We start from the raw sequence: 15636 nt of genomic DNA, 5'->3' as shown, positions 1-15636 counted from the left end.
CCGGGCTAGTCCGAGGGTGACGGTGACGGCCTGCGGTACGGGCTGTGGTCCTGCATCCGGCGCAGATACTCGCGCATTCCCAGGGTCTCGCGCTCGAGCGCACGGGCGATCGCCGCGCGCAACTCGGGGTCGGCGATCCAGTGCGAGGACCAGGTCGGTGTCGGCAGGAAGCCGCGGCTGACCTTGTGCTCGCCCTGGGCGCCGGGCTGGAAGTGGTCCAGCCCGGTGGCGATGCAGTGCTCCAGGCCCTGATAGTAGCAGGCCTCGAAGTGGAGACTGTGGAAGGCGTCGCTGCATCCCCAGTGGCGGCCGTAGAGGGTTCGGGCGCCGACCAGGTTGAAGGCTGCGGCGACGATCCGCGCTCCCTGATAACAGAATACCACCAGCAGCGACTCACCCATGGTCTCGCCGAGCGCGGTGAAGAACGCCAGCGACAGGGTGGGGACGCCGCCGCGCCGTTCGAAGGTGTCGCAGTAGAGCCGGTGGAGACTGGCCCACTCGGCGGCGTTGAGCTGGTCGCCGCGCAGTCGTGCGATGCGCAGACCGGCCTCGGCCACGCGTCGGCGCTCGCGTCGCACCTGCTTGCGCTTGGCCGAGGTGAACCGTGCGAGCAGGCCGTCGAAGTCGCGCTCGTCGCCACGGCGCCAGTGGAACTGACAGCCGAGTCGTGGCAGCAACCCCTGGCTCGCGAGCGCCTCGCCCTCCTGCTCGGTGTGGAACAGCCAGTGCATCGATGAGACCCCGAGCCGTTCGGCGAGGTGTCGCGCGCCCTCGATCAGCGCTCGGGCGTGGCGTGGGCGCTCGGCGTCGTCGGCGCTGAGGATGCGCGGTGCGACCGCCGGGGTGTAGGGGGCGGCGATCACCAGCTTGGGGTAATAGTGGAGTCCGCGACGGTGGTGCGCCTCGGCCCAGGCCCAGTCGAAGACGAACTCGCCATAGCCGTTGGTCTTGAGGTAGCAGGGCGCGGCGGCGCGCAGCACGCCGTCGGCGTCGCGCAGCGCCAGGTGCAGCGGGATCCAGCCGAACGTTTCGCCGACGCAGCCGTGTCGCTCCAGGGCGGCGAGGAAGCGGTGGTCGAGGAAGGGGGCGTCGTCGCCGACCAGTCGATTCCAGTCCGTGGCGGGGATCTCGTCGATCGCGCCGTGGGTGGTGAGTCTGAGCAAGGGGGGAGATGCATCGTGCATGTCCCCTCAGGTTGGGGCGGGTGGTGACGGCGCAAGCCGGTTGCGCGGTCACCGTCCCGGGGTCAGGACTGGGCCTGCTCCAGGGCCAGGGCGTCGAGATACTTCTCGGCGTCGAGCGCGGCCATGCAGCCGGTGCCGGCGGAGGTGATCGCCTGACGGTAGATCTGGTCCATGACGTCGCCGGCGGCGAACACCCCGGGTACCGAGGCGGCGGTGGCGTTGCCCTGCAGCCCGCTGGCGACGCGGATATAGCCGTTGTCCATCTCCAGCTGCCCGGTGAACAGCTCGGTGTTGGGCTTGTGACCAATGGCGACGAACACCCCGGTGAGGGCGAGTTCGCGGGTGCGCGCGTCCTTGGTGCTCTTGACGCGGATGCCGGTCACCCCGCTGGCGTCGCCGAGCACCTCGTCGAGGGTATGGTCCCAGAGGATCTCGATGTTGCCGTGCTCGGCCTTCTCGAACAGCTGGCGCTGGAGGATCTTCTCCGCGCGCAGGCTGTCGCGGCGATGGATCAGGGTGACCTTGGCGGCGATGTTGGACAGATACAGCGCCTCCTCGACGGCGGTGTTGCCACCGCCGATCACCGCGACCTCCTGGTTGCGGTAGAAGAAGCCGTCGCAGGTGGCGCAGGCCGAGACCCCGCGACCGCGGAAGGACTGCTCCGAGGGCAGGCCGAGGTACATGGCGCTGGCGCCGGTGGCGATGATCAGGGCATCGCAGGTGTAGGTCGCCGAGTCGCCCTCGAGGGTGAAGGGGCGGTTGCCGAGGTCGGCGGAGTGGATGTGGTCGAAGATGATCTCGGTCTCGAAGCGTTCGGCATGGCGGCGCATCCGCTCCATCAGTTCGGGGCCCTGGACGCCGTCCGGGTCGCCGGCCCAGTTGTCGACCTCGGTGGTGGTCATCAGCTGGCCGCCCTGCTCGAGGCCGGTGACCAGCACCGGGTCGAGGTTGGCGCGCGCGGCATAGACCGCTGCGGTATAGCCGGCGGGGCCGGAGCCCAGGATCAGCAGCCGGCAGTGCTTGGTGTCGCTCATGTCGATGGTCACTCCAAAGGGGATGGGTCGCCGTGTCTGCGGGGTGTGCGACAACGGGCGCGAAAACAGTGGCGGCCGGGGCTGGCCCCAGGCCGGTGATGAGTCGCCGTAGACTGTAAGGGCTGGTTTGGGGCGCGTAAAGCAGCGTGCTGGCAGGGGGCGTGATCGGGGGCGCTGCGCGGCGCCTCGCGGGTTGTCGGCGAGGTGCTGTCGAGGAGCGCCCCGGTGCCTTCGGGGCGGCGTGTCGAGCGCTACGCGCCGGCCAGCTTGACAAGCATGTCCGGCTTTTCTAGATGTATGTCATACAGCATCTTAGAAGCGATTGTTGCAATCGACTATGAGAAATAAAGCGATCTCTGCCGGTGTGTTCGCCGGGGCCCTCGTGGCGTTCGTGTCGCTCGCTGGCTGTGCGACCACGGGAGGGGCGCGCCAGCAGGTGGTCGAGGCCGGGCTCGCCCAGCTCGGGACGCCTTATCGTTACGGTGGCGAGGATCCGCGGACCGGGGTCGACTGCAGCGGCCTGACCTATTACGCCCATCATGTCGCGGGGATCGACATCCCGCGTGTCTCGGTGGCGCAGCTCGCCCGCGCCCGCCCGCTCGCCAAGGCGCGCGCGCGCGCCGGCGATCTGGTGTTCTTCCGCACCGGGCCGGGGGTGCACCATGTCGGCCTGATGGTCGATGACGAACGCTTCGTGCACGCCTCGACCTCGCGCCGCGAGGTCCGTCTGGCCCGGCTCGACGCGCCCTATTGGCGGGCGCGCTACCTCGGCGCCGGCACCTATCTCGACTGAGCCGGTCCGTCTCGGCGGTCTCTTGCACTCGCCTTTTAGGGACTCATGTTGCACAATGATCGGCGGCCTCCGGGTTTTCCGGGGGTGTCGAGATCACCAAGTGTGCCTTTTTGAAGGAGTTGATCCCATGTCCGATAAGCCAATTTGCAAGAGCCGTCGTGACGCCGTCAAAGTGATGCTGGGTACCGCTGCCGCAGTCCCGGTGATCAACCTCGTTGGCTTCGGTACCGCGCGTGCCGAGGTTCCTGCAAACGCTGTGACCGAGAGCGATCCCACCGCGGTTGCGCTGAAGTATCACCGTGATGCGGCTCAGTCCGAGCGCGTTGCCGCCGCTCGCCCGGGTCTGCCGCCCGAGGAGCAGCACTGCGAGAACTGCCAGTTCATGCTGCCCGACCAGGGTGCTGACGAGTGGCGCGGCTGCAGCCTGTTCCCCGGCAAGCTGATCAACCTCAACGGCTGGTGCGCTTCCTGGACCCTGCGCGCAGGCTGATCCGGGTTGACGTTCCCCTCCGGGGGTGCACTGACGGGGCCGCATGGCCCCGTTTGTCGTTTCAGGACCGCCACTCGTCGGCGACATCTGGGTCCCGGTTCACGTGGGCGCGCTGACATCCCTGCTTTAATCCAGAGACGGCGACCGTATTCTCTGACGGAAGCACGCTCGCGATCGGGTTCCTGCCTCTTGCCCGATCCACTCCAGGCAGCAACAGCGGTAACCCGGTCATGTCTCTATCCCGCCCCCAAGTCTTCTCCTCCCATTATTGCGATGTTCGCGTCCACGACCGCCTCGAGCCCGCGGTGAGTCGTCATGGGGTGCGCTGGCGACTGCTGTTTCTGCGCACCATCGTCTGGTGTCTGATCGGGCTGATCCATGCCCCGCTGTTCATCGGGCTGGTCGAGTTGCTGCGCGTGCACGGCTGGTCGCATTGGGCCTATGTGCCGGCCGCGGCCCTGGCCGGCGCGATCGGCGCGGTGCTCTACGGTGCGCGCGAGATCTCGCTGATGGCCACGGCCATCGGCGGCGTGGTCGGGGTCGGGGCCTTGATCGCGCTCAACGGCACGCTCGGCTTCATCGAGTCGGCGCTGCTCGCCGCCGTGCTGGCCGCGGTGGTCGGGGCGCTGGTGCCCTTCCGCGCGCGCTGTTCGCGCCATGTGCCGGGCAAGACCCTGGCCGGTCTCATGACCGGCGCGCTGGTGGGTACCGCGGTGGCCCTTGCCGATTCACTGCAGCCTGGTGGTTTTGCGGTGTTCGCGGTGTTGCTGTTTCTGGTCAGCGTCAACGGTGTGCTCTATGTCTCGACGGTGCGCGGCTGGGTCTGTCTGTCGCGCCGGTTGCTGCTCGAGTCACGCCCCTGTCAGCTCATCGAGGCACTGGTGATGGCGCTGCTCGCCGGGGTCGCGGCCGGTAGTGTCTGGCTGATCAGCGGGCCGCTGATCGCCGTCGAGCAGGGTTGGTGGATGCAGGCGAGTCTGGCGCTGCACCAGGATCTCGCCCAGGCGGTGGTGGGCGCCGTACTCGGCGGCGCGCTGGCGGGGATGCTGCTCGAACTCTTCCGTTTTCCCTGGGTCCACGAGTTCTGAGCGCGCCTCGATCGGCTCGGCCGGGCGCGCCGGCCATCCCCGGGCTGTGGTTCAATAGCGCATCCATGCGCGCGGATCCCCCGTGCCGCACCAGTCCACCGGTTTTTCGATCCATGGCAAGAAGCAAGTCCAGTCGTCGCTGGCTCGACCGTCACGTCGGCGACCCCTTCGTCAAGCAGGCGCAGCAGGACGGTTACCGTTCGCGCGCCGCCTACAAGCTGCTCGAACTCCAGGAGCGCGACCGTCTGCTCGCCCCGGGGATGCGGGTGGTCGATCTCGGCGCCGCGCCCGGGAGCTGGTCGCAGGTGGCCGCGCGCCTGGTCGGCAAGCAGGGGCGGGTGGTCGCGCTCGACCTGTTGCCGATCGACCCGTTGCCGGGCGTCGAGATCTTCCAGGGCGACTTCCGCGAGCAGGCGGTGCTCGAGCAGCTCGAGGCGGCGCTCGAGGCCGCACCGCTCGACGTGGTGCTCTCGGATATGGCGCCGAACATCACCGGGACCGCGGTGGTCGACCAGGCGCGGGTGATGTATCTGGTCGAACTCGCCCTGGAACTGGCCCGGGCCCGGCTCAAGCCCGGCGGTGCGCTCGCGGTCAAGGTGTTCCAGGGCAGTGGCTTCGACGACTATCTGCGTACCCTGCGTCAGTCCTTCTCGCGGGTGGTCACGCGCAAGCCGAAGTCCTCCAGATCGGCGAGCCGCGAGGTCTATCTGGTGGCCAAAGGCTTTAATCCTTGAGCGGTCGATGCTAGTTTCATCGGCTTGAGTGACGACATTGCCGCGCCGGCAACCAACCAGACTAAGGGCACCAGGCCGTGAGTGACATGGCGAAAAATATACTTCTTTGGGTGGTCATCGCCATCGTGCTGATGTCCGTGTTCAACAACTTCACCACCACCCAATCGACCTCGAGCAAGCTCGACTACTCGACCTTCATCGAGCAGGTCAAGCAGGGCGACGTCAAGGAGGTGACCATCCAGGGTCGGCAGATCGAGGGTCTGACCGCCTCCGGGCAGCGCTTCACCACCTTCAGCCCGGGCGATGACGGTCTGGTCGGCGACCTGCTCAACAATGACGTGGTGATCAAGGCCGCGCCGCCCGAACAGCAGTCGGTGCTGATGCAGGTGCTGATCAACTGGTTCCCGCTGTTGATCCTGGTCGGGCTGTGGATCTTCTTCCTGCGCCAGATGCAGGGCGGCGGCGGTGGTCGTGGGGCGATGTCCTTCGGCAAGAGCCGCGCGCGCATGCTCTCCGAGGACCAGATCAAGGTCACCTTCCAGGATGTCGCCGGCGCCGAGGAGGCCAAGGAAGAGGTCGTCGAGATGGTCGACTTCCTCCGCGATCCGGGCAAGTTCCAGAAGCTCGGCGGCAAGATCCCCAAGGGCGTGCTGATGGTCGGCCCCCCGGGCACCGGCAAGACGCTGCTGGCGCGTGCCATCGCCGGCGAGGCGCGGGTGCCCTTCTTCACCATCTCCGGTTCGGACTTCGTCGAGATGTTCGTCGGTGTCGGCGCCTCGCGGGTGCGCGACATGTTCGAGCAGGCGAAGAAGCATGCCCCCTGCATCATCTTCATCGACGAGATCGACGCCGTCGGTCGCCATCGTGGCGCCGGGCTTGGCGGCGGGCACGACGAGCGCGAGCAGACCCTCAACCAGCTGCTCGTCGAGATGGACGGCTTCGAGGGCACCGAGGGGGTGATCGTGATCGCCGCCACCAACCGTCCCGACGTGCTCGACCCGGCGTTGTTGCGCCCGGGCCGCTTCGACCGTCAGGTGGTGGTGCCGCTGCCCGATGTGCGCGGGCGCGAGCAGATCCTCAAGGTGCACATGCGCAAGATCCCCGCCGCCGAGGACGTCCAGGCCTCGGTGCTGGCGCGCGGCACGCCCGGCTTCTCCGGTGCCGACCTGGCCAATCTGGTCAACGAGGCGGCGCTGTTCGCCGCGCGGCGCAACAAGAAGCTCGTCGACATGGACGACATGGAGCAGGCCAAGGACAAGATCATGATGGGTGCCGAGCGGCGCTCGATGGTGATGACCGAGGACGAGAAGCGGTTGACCGCCTATCACGAGTCGGGGCATGCCATCGTCGGCCGACTGGTGCCCGATCACGACCCGGTGCACAAGGTCAGCATCATCCCGCGCGGTCGCGCGCTCGGCGTCACCCTGTTCCTGCCCGAGGACGATCGCTTCAGCTACAGCAGGCAGCGGCTCGAGAGCAGTATCTCGAGCCTGTTCGGCGGGCGTGTCGCCGAGGAGCTGGTGTTCGGTACCGAGAGTGTCACCACCGGCGCGCAGAACGACATCCAGCGCGCCACCGAGATCGCTCGCAACATGGTCACCAAGTGGGGGCTGTCCGATCGTCTCGGGCCGCTGACCTACGGCGAGGACGAGCAGGAGGTCTTCCTCGGTCACTCGGTCACCCAGCACAAGAACGTCTCCGACGAGACCAGCCATCTCATCGACGAGGAGATCCGCGACGTCATCGAGCGCAACTATGCGCGCGCCCGCGAGATCCTCGAGACCCATCGCGACAAGCTCGAGGCGATGACCGCAGCGCTGATGAAGTTCGAGACCATCGATTCGGGTCAGATCGACGACATCATGTCCGGCCGCCCGCCGCGTCCTCCGCGCGACTGGGAGGACGATCAGCCGCAGCGTCCGACCGGACCGGATGCTGCGAATCAGGCCGAGGAGGGGCACGTCGGCGGACCGGCGGGTGAGCACTGAATGCGTAGATACTTCGGAACCGACGGCATCCGTGGGCGGGTCGGCGAGGGCATCGTCACCCCCGACTTCGTGCTCAAGCTCGGCTGGGCGGCCGGGCGGGTACTCGGCAATGGCGGTGGCGGCAAGATCCTGATCGGCAAGGACACCCGCATCTCGGGCTATATGTTCGAGTCGGCGCTCGAGGCCGGGCTGGTGGCCGCCGGGGTCGACATCCGCCTGCTCGGGCCGATGACCACCCCGGCGGTGGCCTATCTCACCCGCACCTTCCGCGCCGATGCCGGGATCGTCATCACCGCCTCGCACAATCCCTATCAGGACAACGGCATCAAGTTCTTCTCGTCCGAGGGCGACAAGCTCCCCGACGCCCTGGAGGCGGCGATCGAGGCCGAACTCGAGCAGCCGCTGCGCACGGTCGACTCCAGCGCCCTGGGCAAGGTGGTGCGGGTGGGGGATGCCGGTGGTCGTTACATCGAGTTCTGCAAGGGCACCATCCCGTCGTCGATCAATTTCCGCGGGCTGAAAATCGTCGTCGATTGTGCCAACGGGGCGACCTATAATACCGCCCCCCATGTCTTCGAGGAGCTTGGCGCCAGCGTGGTACGTCTGGGTGTCGAGCCCAATGGGTTCAATATCAATCGCGACGTTGGATCGACCCGGCCCGAGGCGCTGTGCGAGGCGGTGCTGCGAGAGGGTGCGGACCTCGGTATCGCCTTCGACGGTGACGGCGACCGGGTGCTGATGGTCGATTCGCGAGGTGAGCTGGTCGACGGCGACCAGCTGCTCTACATCATTGCCAAGTCCAGGCTCGCGGCCGGTGCGATGCGCGGCGAGGTGGTCGGTACGCTGATGAGCAACCTCGGTCTGGAGCATGCGCTGGCGCGGCTCGGTACCGGGTTCGTCCGCACCAAGGTGGGCGATCGCTACATCATGGAGGCGCTCAAGCAGGCCGATGGCATCCTCGGCGGCGAGCCCTCGGGCCACATCATCTGCCGCGATCGCACCACCACCGGCGATGGGATCGTCTCGGCACTGCAGGTGCTGGCCGCGCTCAACCGGCTCGACTGCTCGCTCGACGGGCTGTGTGCCGAGGTCGAGCGTTATCCGCAGGTGCTGATCAACGTGCGTCTCGACCGACGTCGGGATCTCGGTGAGCTGCCGCGGGTGCGCGAAGCGGTCGCCGAGGCCGAGCGCGAGCTCGACGGCGGCGGCCGGGTGCTGCTGCGGATGTCGGGGACCGAGCCGCTGGTGCGAGTGATGGTCGAGGGAACCGACGAGGGGCAGGTGCGCCGTGTGTGCGAGCGGCTCGCGGACGTCGTACGCGAACAGATCGCAGTTTAGGAGTTTCGACACATGGCCGTCACTTCCATCCATGGGATGTGGTCCACACGTCTCGCCTTCATCCTTGCGGCCAGCGGTTCGGCCGTCGGTCTGGGCAACATCTGGCGTTTCCCCTATGCCGCCGGCGAGTACGGTGGCGGGGCATTCGTCCTGGTCTATCTGATCTGCGTCGCCGCCATCGGCATCCCGATCATGATGGCCGAGATCATGCTCGGTCGGCGCGGACGCCAGAGCCCGATCAACACCATGCGCACCCTGACCGCGCAGGAGGGGCGCGCCGGTAGCTGGCAGGTGGTCGGCTGGATGGGCATCGTCACCGCCTTCCTGATCCTGTCCTTCTACAGCGTCATCGCCGGCTGGGCGCTGGCCTATGTCTTCCGCGCCGCCGCCGGTGCCTTCAACGGCATCGACGGCGTCGCCGCCGGCGAGATCTTCGCGTCGCTGGTGGGCGATGCCGAGCGTCTGCTCGCCTGGCACACCATCTTCATGGCGATGGTGGTGCTGGTGGTCTCGCGCGGGGTCGCCAGTGGACTCGAGAAGGCGGTGCGCTATCTGATGCCCGCGCTGTTCGTGCTGCTGGTGGTGATGGTGATCTATGCCGCTAGCGCCGGTGACTTCGCCGGGGCGGTCGACTATCTGTTCGCGCCCGACTTCGAGAAGTTCAAGGGGCATGCCGGCGAGGCCATCCTCAGCGCCATGGGCCAGGCCTTCTTCAGTCTCAGTCTCGGCATGGGCGCGATCATGATCTACGGCTCCTATCTCGGTCGCGACGCCTCGATCGCCCGCAACTCGGTGATCGTCGCCTCGATGGATACCCTGGTCGCGCTGCTCGCCGGTCTGGCGATCTTCCCGGTGGTGTTCGCCAACGGTCTGGCGCCCGACAGTGGTCCGGGACTGATCTTCCAGACCCTGCCGATCGCCTTCGGCGAGATGCCGGGCGGGCAGCTGTTCGGCGCGCTGTTCTTCGTGCTGTTGGTGTTCGCGGCCTGGACCTCGGCGATCTCGCTGCTCGAGCCGCTGGTCGCCTGGCTGGTGGAGAACCTCAGCTTCAGTCGGGTGCGCGCCTCGATCCTCGCCGGGCTCACCGTCTGGCTGCTCGGTATCGCCTGTCTGCTCTCGCTCAACGAGTGGTCCGGCTTCACCGTCTTCGGTAAGGGGATCCTCGACCTCTTCGACTTCCTCACGGCCAACATCCTGTTGCCGCTCGGCGGGATCCTCATCGCGATCTTCGCCGGCTGGAAGATGGCTCGCGCCTCCTCACTCGACGAGCTGCGCCTCGGCGAAGGTCTTGTCTATCGGGCGTGGCGGATGCTGATCCGTTATGTCGCGCCGACGGCGGTGATGCTCGTCATGCTCAATGCCCTGGGCATCCTCAAATTGATTGGTCTTGATTAGTTGTGGCTACAGTCAGAAAAAGCGCCCTGGTGCCGTACTCCGCGGCCCAGATGTTCGATCTCGTCTATGATGTCGGCTCCTATCCGCAGTTCCTGCCCTGGTGCAAGAGCGCCCGGGTGATCTCGGAGAGCGCCGAGCAGATCTGCGGTCAGATCGAGGTGTCGCGGATGGGGATCCATCAGACCTTCAGTACCTGCAACCGCTACGAGCGGCCCGCGCGCATGAGCATCAACCTGCTCGACGGTCCCTTCCGCAAGCTCGTCGGTGGTTGGCGTTTCACCGAATTGCGCGAGGACGCCTCCAAGGTCGAGCTGGAGCTGGACTTCGAGTTCTCCGGGCGGTTGATCGACAAGGCCTTCGGCACCGTCTTCAACCAGATCGCCAACACCCTGGTCGACGCCTTCTGCAAGCGTGCCGACGAGGTGTATCGTGACTGATTACCTGCAGGTCTCGGTGGCCTATGTCGGCGAGCAGGGACAGATGCTGCGTGCCATCGAGGTGGCATGCGGTACCCGGCTCGAGGAGGCGCTGCATCAGTCCGGGGTGCTCGAGCGTTTCCCCGAGATCGATCTGGCGCGCAACAAGGTGGGGGTCTTCGGCAAGCTTGCCAAGCTCGATCAGGCGCTCGAGGACGGTGATCGGATCGAGATCTATCGACCGCTGATCGCCGACCCCAAGGCGGCGCGCAAGCGCCGCGCGGCGGGGGCGGGCTGAGTGCCCGTCGCGCCTACTCCTCGGGATCCAGTCCGACGGCCTTGAGGCCGCGTTCGACCAGCCCCTTGCGTCCCTCGTGGTCGGGCACCTTGACCAGGATCTCCCTGGGCTCGCGTGACTCGGCCCGGGCGGGGTCGGGTTTGATGTCCCCTTCGATCCGCACTAGGCTGTCCTCCGCGAAGTACAGCGTCAGATAGCGGATCTCCATCGGCTGGTGTCCACGCTTGATGGTATAGGTGTAATCCCAGCGATCGTTATGGAAGAAATCGGTCAGCAGCGGGGTGCCGAGCAGGTACTGCACCTGCCGTCTGGTCATGCCCGGCTGGAGCTGATCGATCATCTCCTCGGTGATGATATTGCCTTGCTGCACCGTCATCTTGTAGACGAATGGCAGGTTCTCCAGCATGGAGGATCGGTACTCGTCGGGCCGCTTGTCCCGCGAACAACCGCTCGCGACGATAATCAACAAAGAACCGAGGATCGAAAACGTGAGAATCTTTCGCATTGTTTTGCGTCGATGACTGTGCGAATAACCGTGGCATGATACAGCAGCGCCGGATCCCGATCACCGGGCGGCGCGTGAGCAACGCAGTCCGGGCGGTCGCCGACGCCCCCGGGCTAGACGGGGAGAGCGGTTTTGGAAAATCAACAGATCAAACGTGCGGGCCTCAAGGTCACGGCCCCGCGGGTCAAGATATTGGGCATCCTCGAGAAGAGCCGCAAGCGCCATCTCAGTGCCGAGGACGTCTACAAGCAGTTGCTGAGCCAGGACGAGGAGGTCGGGCTGGCGACCGTCTACCGGGTGCTCACCCAGTTCGAGAGCGCCGGGCTGGTGTGCCGACGCAACTTCGAGGGCGGGCAGTCGGTGTTCGAGCTCAACAGCGGAGACCATCACGACCACCTGGTGTGCGTCAAGTGCGGCAAGGTGGTCGAGTTCGTCGATACCCTGATCGAGGAGCGTCAGTCGCAGATCGCCGCGGACAAGGGCTTCCGTATCCAGGACCACTCGCTGGTGATCTACGGCGTCTGCCCGGGCTGTCAGTCGCAGGACTGAGGCCCGCTCAACGGCCCTCGCCGGTGAGCCGCTCGACGAGCTGTTCGACCTGGCGCAGACGCTGCTCGGGTTCGGGCATCTCGCGATAGAACCTGAGCGTGTCGCCGCCATCGAGTCGATAGACCTTGGGTTGCTCCTGGATCAGCCCGATCAGTCGGGCCGGATCGATCCGCGGGTTGTCCTCGAAGCAGATCCGGCCACTGCCGGCCCCCACCTCGATCTTGACGATCCCCCACGGCTGGACCCGCAGCTTCAGTGCGGTGATCTCCAGCAAACGCTTGGCCGGTTCGGGCAGCAGCCCGAAGCGGTCGATCATCTCCACCTGTAGCTCCCGCAATGCCTCCTTGCTGGTGGCGCTGGCGATGCGTTTGTACATCACCAGTCGGGCGTGCACGTCGGGCAGGTAGTCGCTCGGCAGCAGCGCCGGGACCCCGAGGTCGATCTCGGCGCCGTGGCTGAGCGGTCGATCGAGTTCCGGGGTGCGCCCGGCCTTGAGCGCCTCGACCGCGCGCTCGAGCAGCTCCATGTAGAGCGAGAAGCCGACCTCGGCGATCTGTCCCGACTGGTCGTCGCCGAGCAGTTCGCCGGCGCCACGGATCTCGAGGTCGTGGGTCGCGAGGGTGAAGCCCGCGCCGAGGTCCTCCATCGACTCGATCGCCTCGAGGCGCTTGATCGCGTCCGGGGTCATCGCCTTGGTCGGCGGGGTGATCAGATAGGCATAGGCGCGGTGGTGCGAGCGCCCGACCCGGCCACGCAGCTGATGGAGCTGGGCCAGGCCGAGCTTGTCGGCGCGATTGATGATGATGGTATTGGCGCTGGGCACGTCGATGCCGCTCTCGACGATGGTGGTGCACACCAGCAGGTTGAAGCGCTGGTGGTAGAAGTCGCGCATGATCCGTTCGAGCTCGCGCTCGCGCATCTGACCGTGGGCGACCTGGACGCGCGCGCTCGGGATCAGCGCCTCGAGCTTCTGTGCCTGGTTCTCGATGGTCTCGACCTCGTTGTGGAGGAAGTAGACCTGACCGCCGCGCTTGAGCTCGCGCTGTACCGCCTCCTGCACCAGACCGTCGTTCCACGGGCTGACGAAGGTCTTGATCGGGTGGCGCTCGACCGGCGCGGTGGCGATGATCGACAGATCGCGCAGTCCCGACATCGCCATGTTGAGGGTGCGCGGGATCGGCGTGGCGGTGAGGGTGAGGATGTCGACCTCGCTACGCAGCTGTTTGAGCCGCTCCTTGTGACGCACCCCGAAGCGATGCTCCTCGTCGACGATCACCAGCCCCAGGTCGTGGAAGTCGATGCCCGGTTGGAGCAGCTTGTGGGTACCGACGACGATGTCGATGGTGCCATCGGCCAGCCCGGCGAATACCTGCTTCTGCTCGCGCGCGGTGCGAAAGCGCGACAGGCTCTCGACCTTGATCGGCCAGTCGGCGAAGCGGTCGGAGAAGTTCTCGAAGTGCTGCTGGGCGAGCAGGGTGGTGGGCACCAGCACCACCACCTGTCGCCCGCCGTTGGCGGCGACGAAGGCCGCGCGCATCGCCACCTCGGTCTTGCCGAAACCGACGTCGCCACACACCACCCGGTCCATCGGCTTGGTGTCGGCCATGTCGGCGAGCACGCTGTCGATCGCGCGCAGCTGGTCCGGGGTCTCCTCGAAGGGGAAGGCGGCGGCGAAGGCGCCATAGTCGGTATCGGGCGCGGGACTGGCCACGCCCTGACGGGCGGCGCGTCGGGCGTAGACGTCGAGCAGTTCGGCGGCGACGTCGCAGGCCTTCTGCGCCGCCTTGCGCTTGATCCGCTCCCATTGCTCGCCGCCGAGTCGGTGCAGCGGTGCCTGCTCGGGGGTGGCGCCGGTATAGCGCGAGATCAGGTGCAGCGAGCTGACCGGGACATAGAGCTTGTCGCCCTTGGCATAGCCGAGGGTGAGGAACTCGGTGCTGCTGCCGCCGACCTCGAGCGTCTGCAGCCCCAGATAGCGCCCGACGCCGTGCTCCTCGTGGACCACCGGGGCGCCCTCGGTCAGTTCGGTGAGGTTGCGCACCACCGCGTCGCCGTCGCGCTCGCGGGCGCGACGGCGACGCTCCTGGCGCACCCGCTCGCCATAGATCTGGGTCTCGGTGATCAGCGCCAGTCCCTGGTCGGCGAGCCGCAACCCCTGTTCGAGCGGCGCGACGGTGAGCGCGAGCGACAGATCGCCGGCGACGAAGCTGCCCCAGTCGCTGACCTGGGTGGCATGGATGCCGAAGTCGCGCAGCTGTTCGGCGAGCAGCTCGCGGCGTCCGGTGCTCTCGGCCACCAGCAGCACCCGCTGCCCCGGGGTGTCGAGGAAGCGCTGCAGCGCCTGCGCCGGCTCGGCGGCGCGGGCCTGCAGCTCCAGCGCTGGCAGGTCGAGGGTGGCGAAGTTGTCGACCCCAGCATAGCCCTTGGGGCGAGTGTCGAACGGTGCGGTGCGGTAGTTCACCCCGGGCATGCGGTTGAGCGCGGCGGCCAGTTCGTCGGCGCCGAGATAGAGCCGCGCGGGGTCGAGCAGCGGGCGCTCGGCGTCGTGGCGACGCTGCTCATGGCGCTCGGCGACGGTGGCGAGGAAGCCCGCGCCGGCCTCGCGACCGCTCGCCGGTTCGATCGCCAGGGTGGTGGCGGGCAGATAGTCGAAGAGGGTGGCGGTGTCGTCGAAGAACAGCGGCAGATAGGACTCGATGCCGCCCGGTGTGCGCCCCTCCGAGACCTCGCGATAGATCAGGCTGCGTTGCGGATCGCCCTCGATGCTGGCGCGATAGCGGCTGCGGAAACCGGCGATCGCCTGCTCGTCGAAGGGGAACTCGCGCGCCGGCAGCATCCGCACCTGCTCGATGCGGTCGTGCGAGCGCTGGGTCTCGGGATCGAACAGACGAATGCTCTCGACCTCGTCGTCGAACAGGTCGATGCGCAGCGGTTGCTGTCCGCCCATCGGGAAGACATCGAGCAGCGAGCCGCGTACCGCGTATTCGCCGTGTCCCATCACCTGCGAGATACAGCTGTAGCCGGCGTGTTCGAGTCGCAGTCGGGTGGCGTCGAGATCGAGTCGGTCGCCGCAGGCGAGCACCAGCGAGTGGGCGTCGACATAGTCGCGCGGCGGCAGGCGCTGGAGCAGGGTCGCCACCGGCACCACCAGTACGCCACGGGTCAGCCCCGGCAGACGGTGCAGGGTCAGCAGCCGCTCCGAGATCAGCTCGGGCAGGGGCGAGAAGACGTCGTAGGGCAGGGTCTCCCAGTCGGGGAAGCCGAGCACCGGGAGATCGCTGCCGGTGAGGAAGAAGCCCAGCTCGGCGTGCAGCCGTCGCGCCGCCTGCACGTCCTCGGCCAGGGCCAGCACCAGTCCGGGGTGACGTCTGGCGGCGGTGGCGATGGCGAGCGCCGCGCCGGCCCCGTGCAGCCCGCCCCAGCACCTGCGTTCACCCGCCCCTTCGGGCAGCGGTGGTTCGAGCGGGGAGTGCAGGGTGGCGGATGTGGCCTGGTTCACGAACGGGTCCTCGTCATTTCGACAAGCGTGGAATTCTCGCACAGCATGAGCGGATGTGCAGACGGGGCGGCGGGGGCCGTTCTGCATGAGTACGGGCAGGGCAGTCGTCGGTTTTTTTTACGGTTTTCGTGCTCGCTTTTGCTCGTGGTGTGCTGGTTTTGAAGAAACCTTTTAGCCTTCAGTTGGTTGTCTTTATATGGCATGGGACGTGCTCTAAGTGTCGAGTCGGGTGCGCGCCATCGTTGCGAGACGGGATGGCCCCGGTGCGGCGCACGATGCTCCGCGAGGATGGATCCGCCCCGGCACAAGGAAGACAACGGAGTTG

The 15636-nt window shown here is 67.0% G+C and carries 14 protein-coding genes; 10 read left to right on the top strand and 4 right to left on the bottom strand.

Going from position 1 to position 15636, the window contains the following annotated elements:
- Window positions 1-5: 5 nt before the first annotated feature.
- Together ACAM26_RS14160 and trxB are read right to left on the bottom strand one after the other, a co-directional pair.
- The gene (locus ACAM26_RS14160) at window positions 6-1184 is read right to left on the bottom strand and encodes a GNAT family N-acetyltransferase (RefSeq protein ID WP_123141273.1); all 1179 of its coding nucleotides are present in this window, start codon (window positions 1182-1184) and stop codon (window positions 6-8) included.
- A gap of 62 nt (window positions 1185-1246) precedes the next feature.
- On the bottom strand, window positions 1247-2218 hold the full coding sequence (gene trxB / locus ACAM26_RS14155) for a thioredoxin-disulfide reductase (RefSeq protein ID WP_123142734.1): 972 nt from the start codon (window positions 2216-2218) through the stop codon (window positions 1247-1249).
- 391 nt (window positions 2219-2609) lie between these two features.
- Here trxB and ACAM26_RS14150 point away from each other — a divergent pair, with 391 nt between their 5' ends.
- The 9 genes from ACAM26_RS14150 to ACAM26_RS14110 all read left to right on the top strand — a co-directional run bounded on the left by ACAM26_RS14150 (window position 2610) and on the right by ACAM26_RS14110 (window position 10758).
- Window positions 2610-3011: a C40 family peptidase gene (locus ACAM26_RS14150; protein WP_369613930.1), complete on the top strand. Its 402-nt coding sequence runs from the start codon at window positions 2610-2612 to the stop codon at window positions 3009-3011.
- A gap of 127 nt (window positions 3012-3138) precedes the next feature.
- On the top strand, window positions 3139-3501 hold the full coding sequence (locus ACAM26_RS14145) for a high-potential iron-sulfur protein (RefSeq protein ID WP_062273554.1): 363 nt from the start codon (window positions 3139-3141) through the stop codon (window positions 3499-3501).
- 305 nt (window positions 3502-3806) lie between these two features.
- Window positions 3807-4589, top strand: coding sequence for a hypothetical protein (locus tag ACAM26_RS14140; RefSeq protein WP_223806104.1), 783 nt, complete (start codon window positions 3807-3809; stop codon window positions 4587-4589).
- A gap of 113 nt (window positions 4590-4702) precedes the next feature.
- The gene (gene rlmE, locus ACAM26_RS14135; RefSeq protein WP_369613929.1) at window positions 4703-5323 is read left to right on the top strand and encodes a 23S rRNA (uridine(2552)-2'-O)-methyltransferase RlmE; all 621 of its coding nucleotides are present in this window, start codon (window positions 4703-4705) and stop codon (window positions 5321-5323) included.
- An 86-nt stretch (window positions 5324-5409) separates the two neighbouring features.
- The gene (gene ftsH / locus ACAM26_RS14130) at window positions 5410-7311 is read left to right on the top strand and encodes an ATP-dependent zinc metalloprotease FtsH (protein WP_190287972.1); all 1902 of its coding nucleotides are present in this window, start codon (window positions 5410-5412) and stop codon (window positions 7309-7311) included.
- Window positions 7312-8649, top strand: coding sequence for a phosphoglucosamine mutase (gene glmM / locus ACAM26_RS14125; RefSeq protein WP_123141269.1), 1338 nt, complete (start codon window positions 7312-7314; stop codon window positions 8647-8649). It begins immediately after the preceding gene.
- A 12-nt stretch (window positions 8650-8661) separates the two neighbouring features.
- The gene (locus ACAM26_RS14120; protein WP_123141268.1) at window positions 8662-10044 is read left to right on the top strand and encodes a sodium-dependent transporter; all 1383 of its coding nucleotides are present in this window, start codon (window positions 8662-8664) and stop codon (window positions 10042-10044) included.
- 2 nt (window positions 10045-10046) lie between these two features.
- Entirely contained in the window at window positions 10047-10481 is a 435-nt protein-coding gene (locus ACAM26_RS14115; protein WP_123141267.1) for a type II toxin-antitoxin system RatA family toxin, read from the top strand.
- Window positions 10474-10758 (top strand): RnfH family protein, encoded by a 285-nt coding sequence (locus ACAM26_RS14110; RefSeq protein ID WP_369613928.1) that lies wholly within the window; start codon window positions 10474-10476, stop codon window positions 10756-10758. Before ACAM26_RS14115 ends, ACAM26_RS14110 begins: the two co-directional genes overlap by 8 nt.
- 13 nt (window positions 10759-10771) lie before the next feature.
- Here ACAM26_RS14110 and ACAM26_RS14105 read toward each other — a convergent pair whose 3' ends face one another.
- Window positions 10772-11263, bottom strand: a complete 492-nt coding sequence (locus ACAM26_RS14105) for an outer membrane protein assembly factor BamE (RefSeq protein ID WP_062273567.1) — start codon at window positions 11261-11263, stop codon at window positions 10772-10774.
- 132 nt (window positions 11264-11395) lie between these two features.
- Between ACAM26_RS14105 and fur the strand changes: the two genes are divergently transcribed.
- A complete protein-coding gene (gene fur, locus ACAM26_RS14100; RefSeq protein WP_062273570.1) occupies window positions 11396-11812 on the top strand; it encodes a ferric iron uptake transcriptional regulator in 417 nt (138 codons plus the stop codon).
- Between the two features lie 7 nt (window positions 11813-11819).
- On the opposite strand, the gene mfd is transcribed toward fur, so the two are convergent.
- On the bottom strand, window positions 11820-15311 hold the full coding sequence (gene mfd / locus ACAM26_RS14095) for a transcription-repair coupling factor (RefSeq protein WP_369613927.1): 3492 nt from the start codon (window positions 15309-15311) through the stop codon (window positions 11820-11822).
- Window positions 15312-15636 lie beyond the last annotated feature (325 nt).

This window comes from Marichromatium sp. PS1, from assembly GCF_041155115.1.
In the GTDB taxonomy this organism is placed as follows: domain Bacteria; phylum Pseudomonadota; class Gammaproteobacteria; order Chromatiales; family Chromatiaceae; genus Marichromatium; species Marichromatium gracile.
The sequence above is the reverse complement of the archived record's forward strand: the minus strand, read 5'-3'. Positions and strand labels throughout refer to the sequence as shown.

Excerpts from the sequence above, each read along its gene's own strand:
- ACAM26_RS14160 (WP_123141273.1), bottom strand. The coding sequence starts at position 1,184 with ATGCACGATGCATCTCCCCCCTTGCTCAGACTCACCACCCACGGCGCG.
- trxB (WP_123142734.1), bottom strand. The coding sequence starts at position 2,218 with ATGAGCGACACCAAGCACTGCCGGCTGCTGATCCTGGGCTCCGGCCCC.
- ACAM26_RS14145 (WP_062273554.1), top strand. The coding sequence starts at position 3,139 with ATGTCCGATAAGCCAATTTGCAAGAGCCGTCGTGACGCCGTCAAAGTG.
- rlmE (WP_369613929.1), top strand. The coding sequence starts at position 4,703 with ATGGCAAGAAGCAAGTCCAGTCGTCGCTGGCTCGACCGTCACGTCGGC.
- ftsH (WP_190287972.1), top strand. The coding sequence starts at position 5,410 with ATGGCGAAAAATATACTTCTTTGGGTGGTCATCGCCATCGTGCTGATG.
- glmM (WP_123141269.1), top strand. The coding sequence starts at position 7,312 with ATGCGTAGATACTTCGGAACCGACGGCATCCGTGGGCGGGTCGGCGAG.
- ACAM26_RS14120 (WP_123141268.1), top strand. The coding sequence starts at position 8,662 with ATGGCCGTCACTTCCATCCATGGGATGTGGTCCACACGTCTCGCCTTC.
- ACAM26_RS14105 (WP_062273567.1), bottom strand. The coding sequence starts at position 11,263 with ATGCGAAAGATTCTCACGTTTTCGATCCTCGGTTCTTTGTTGATTATC.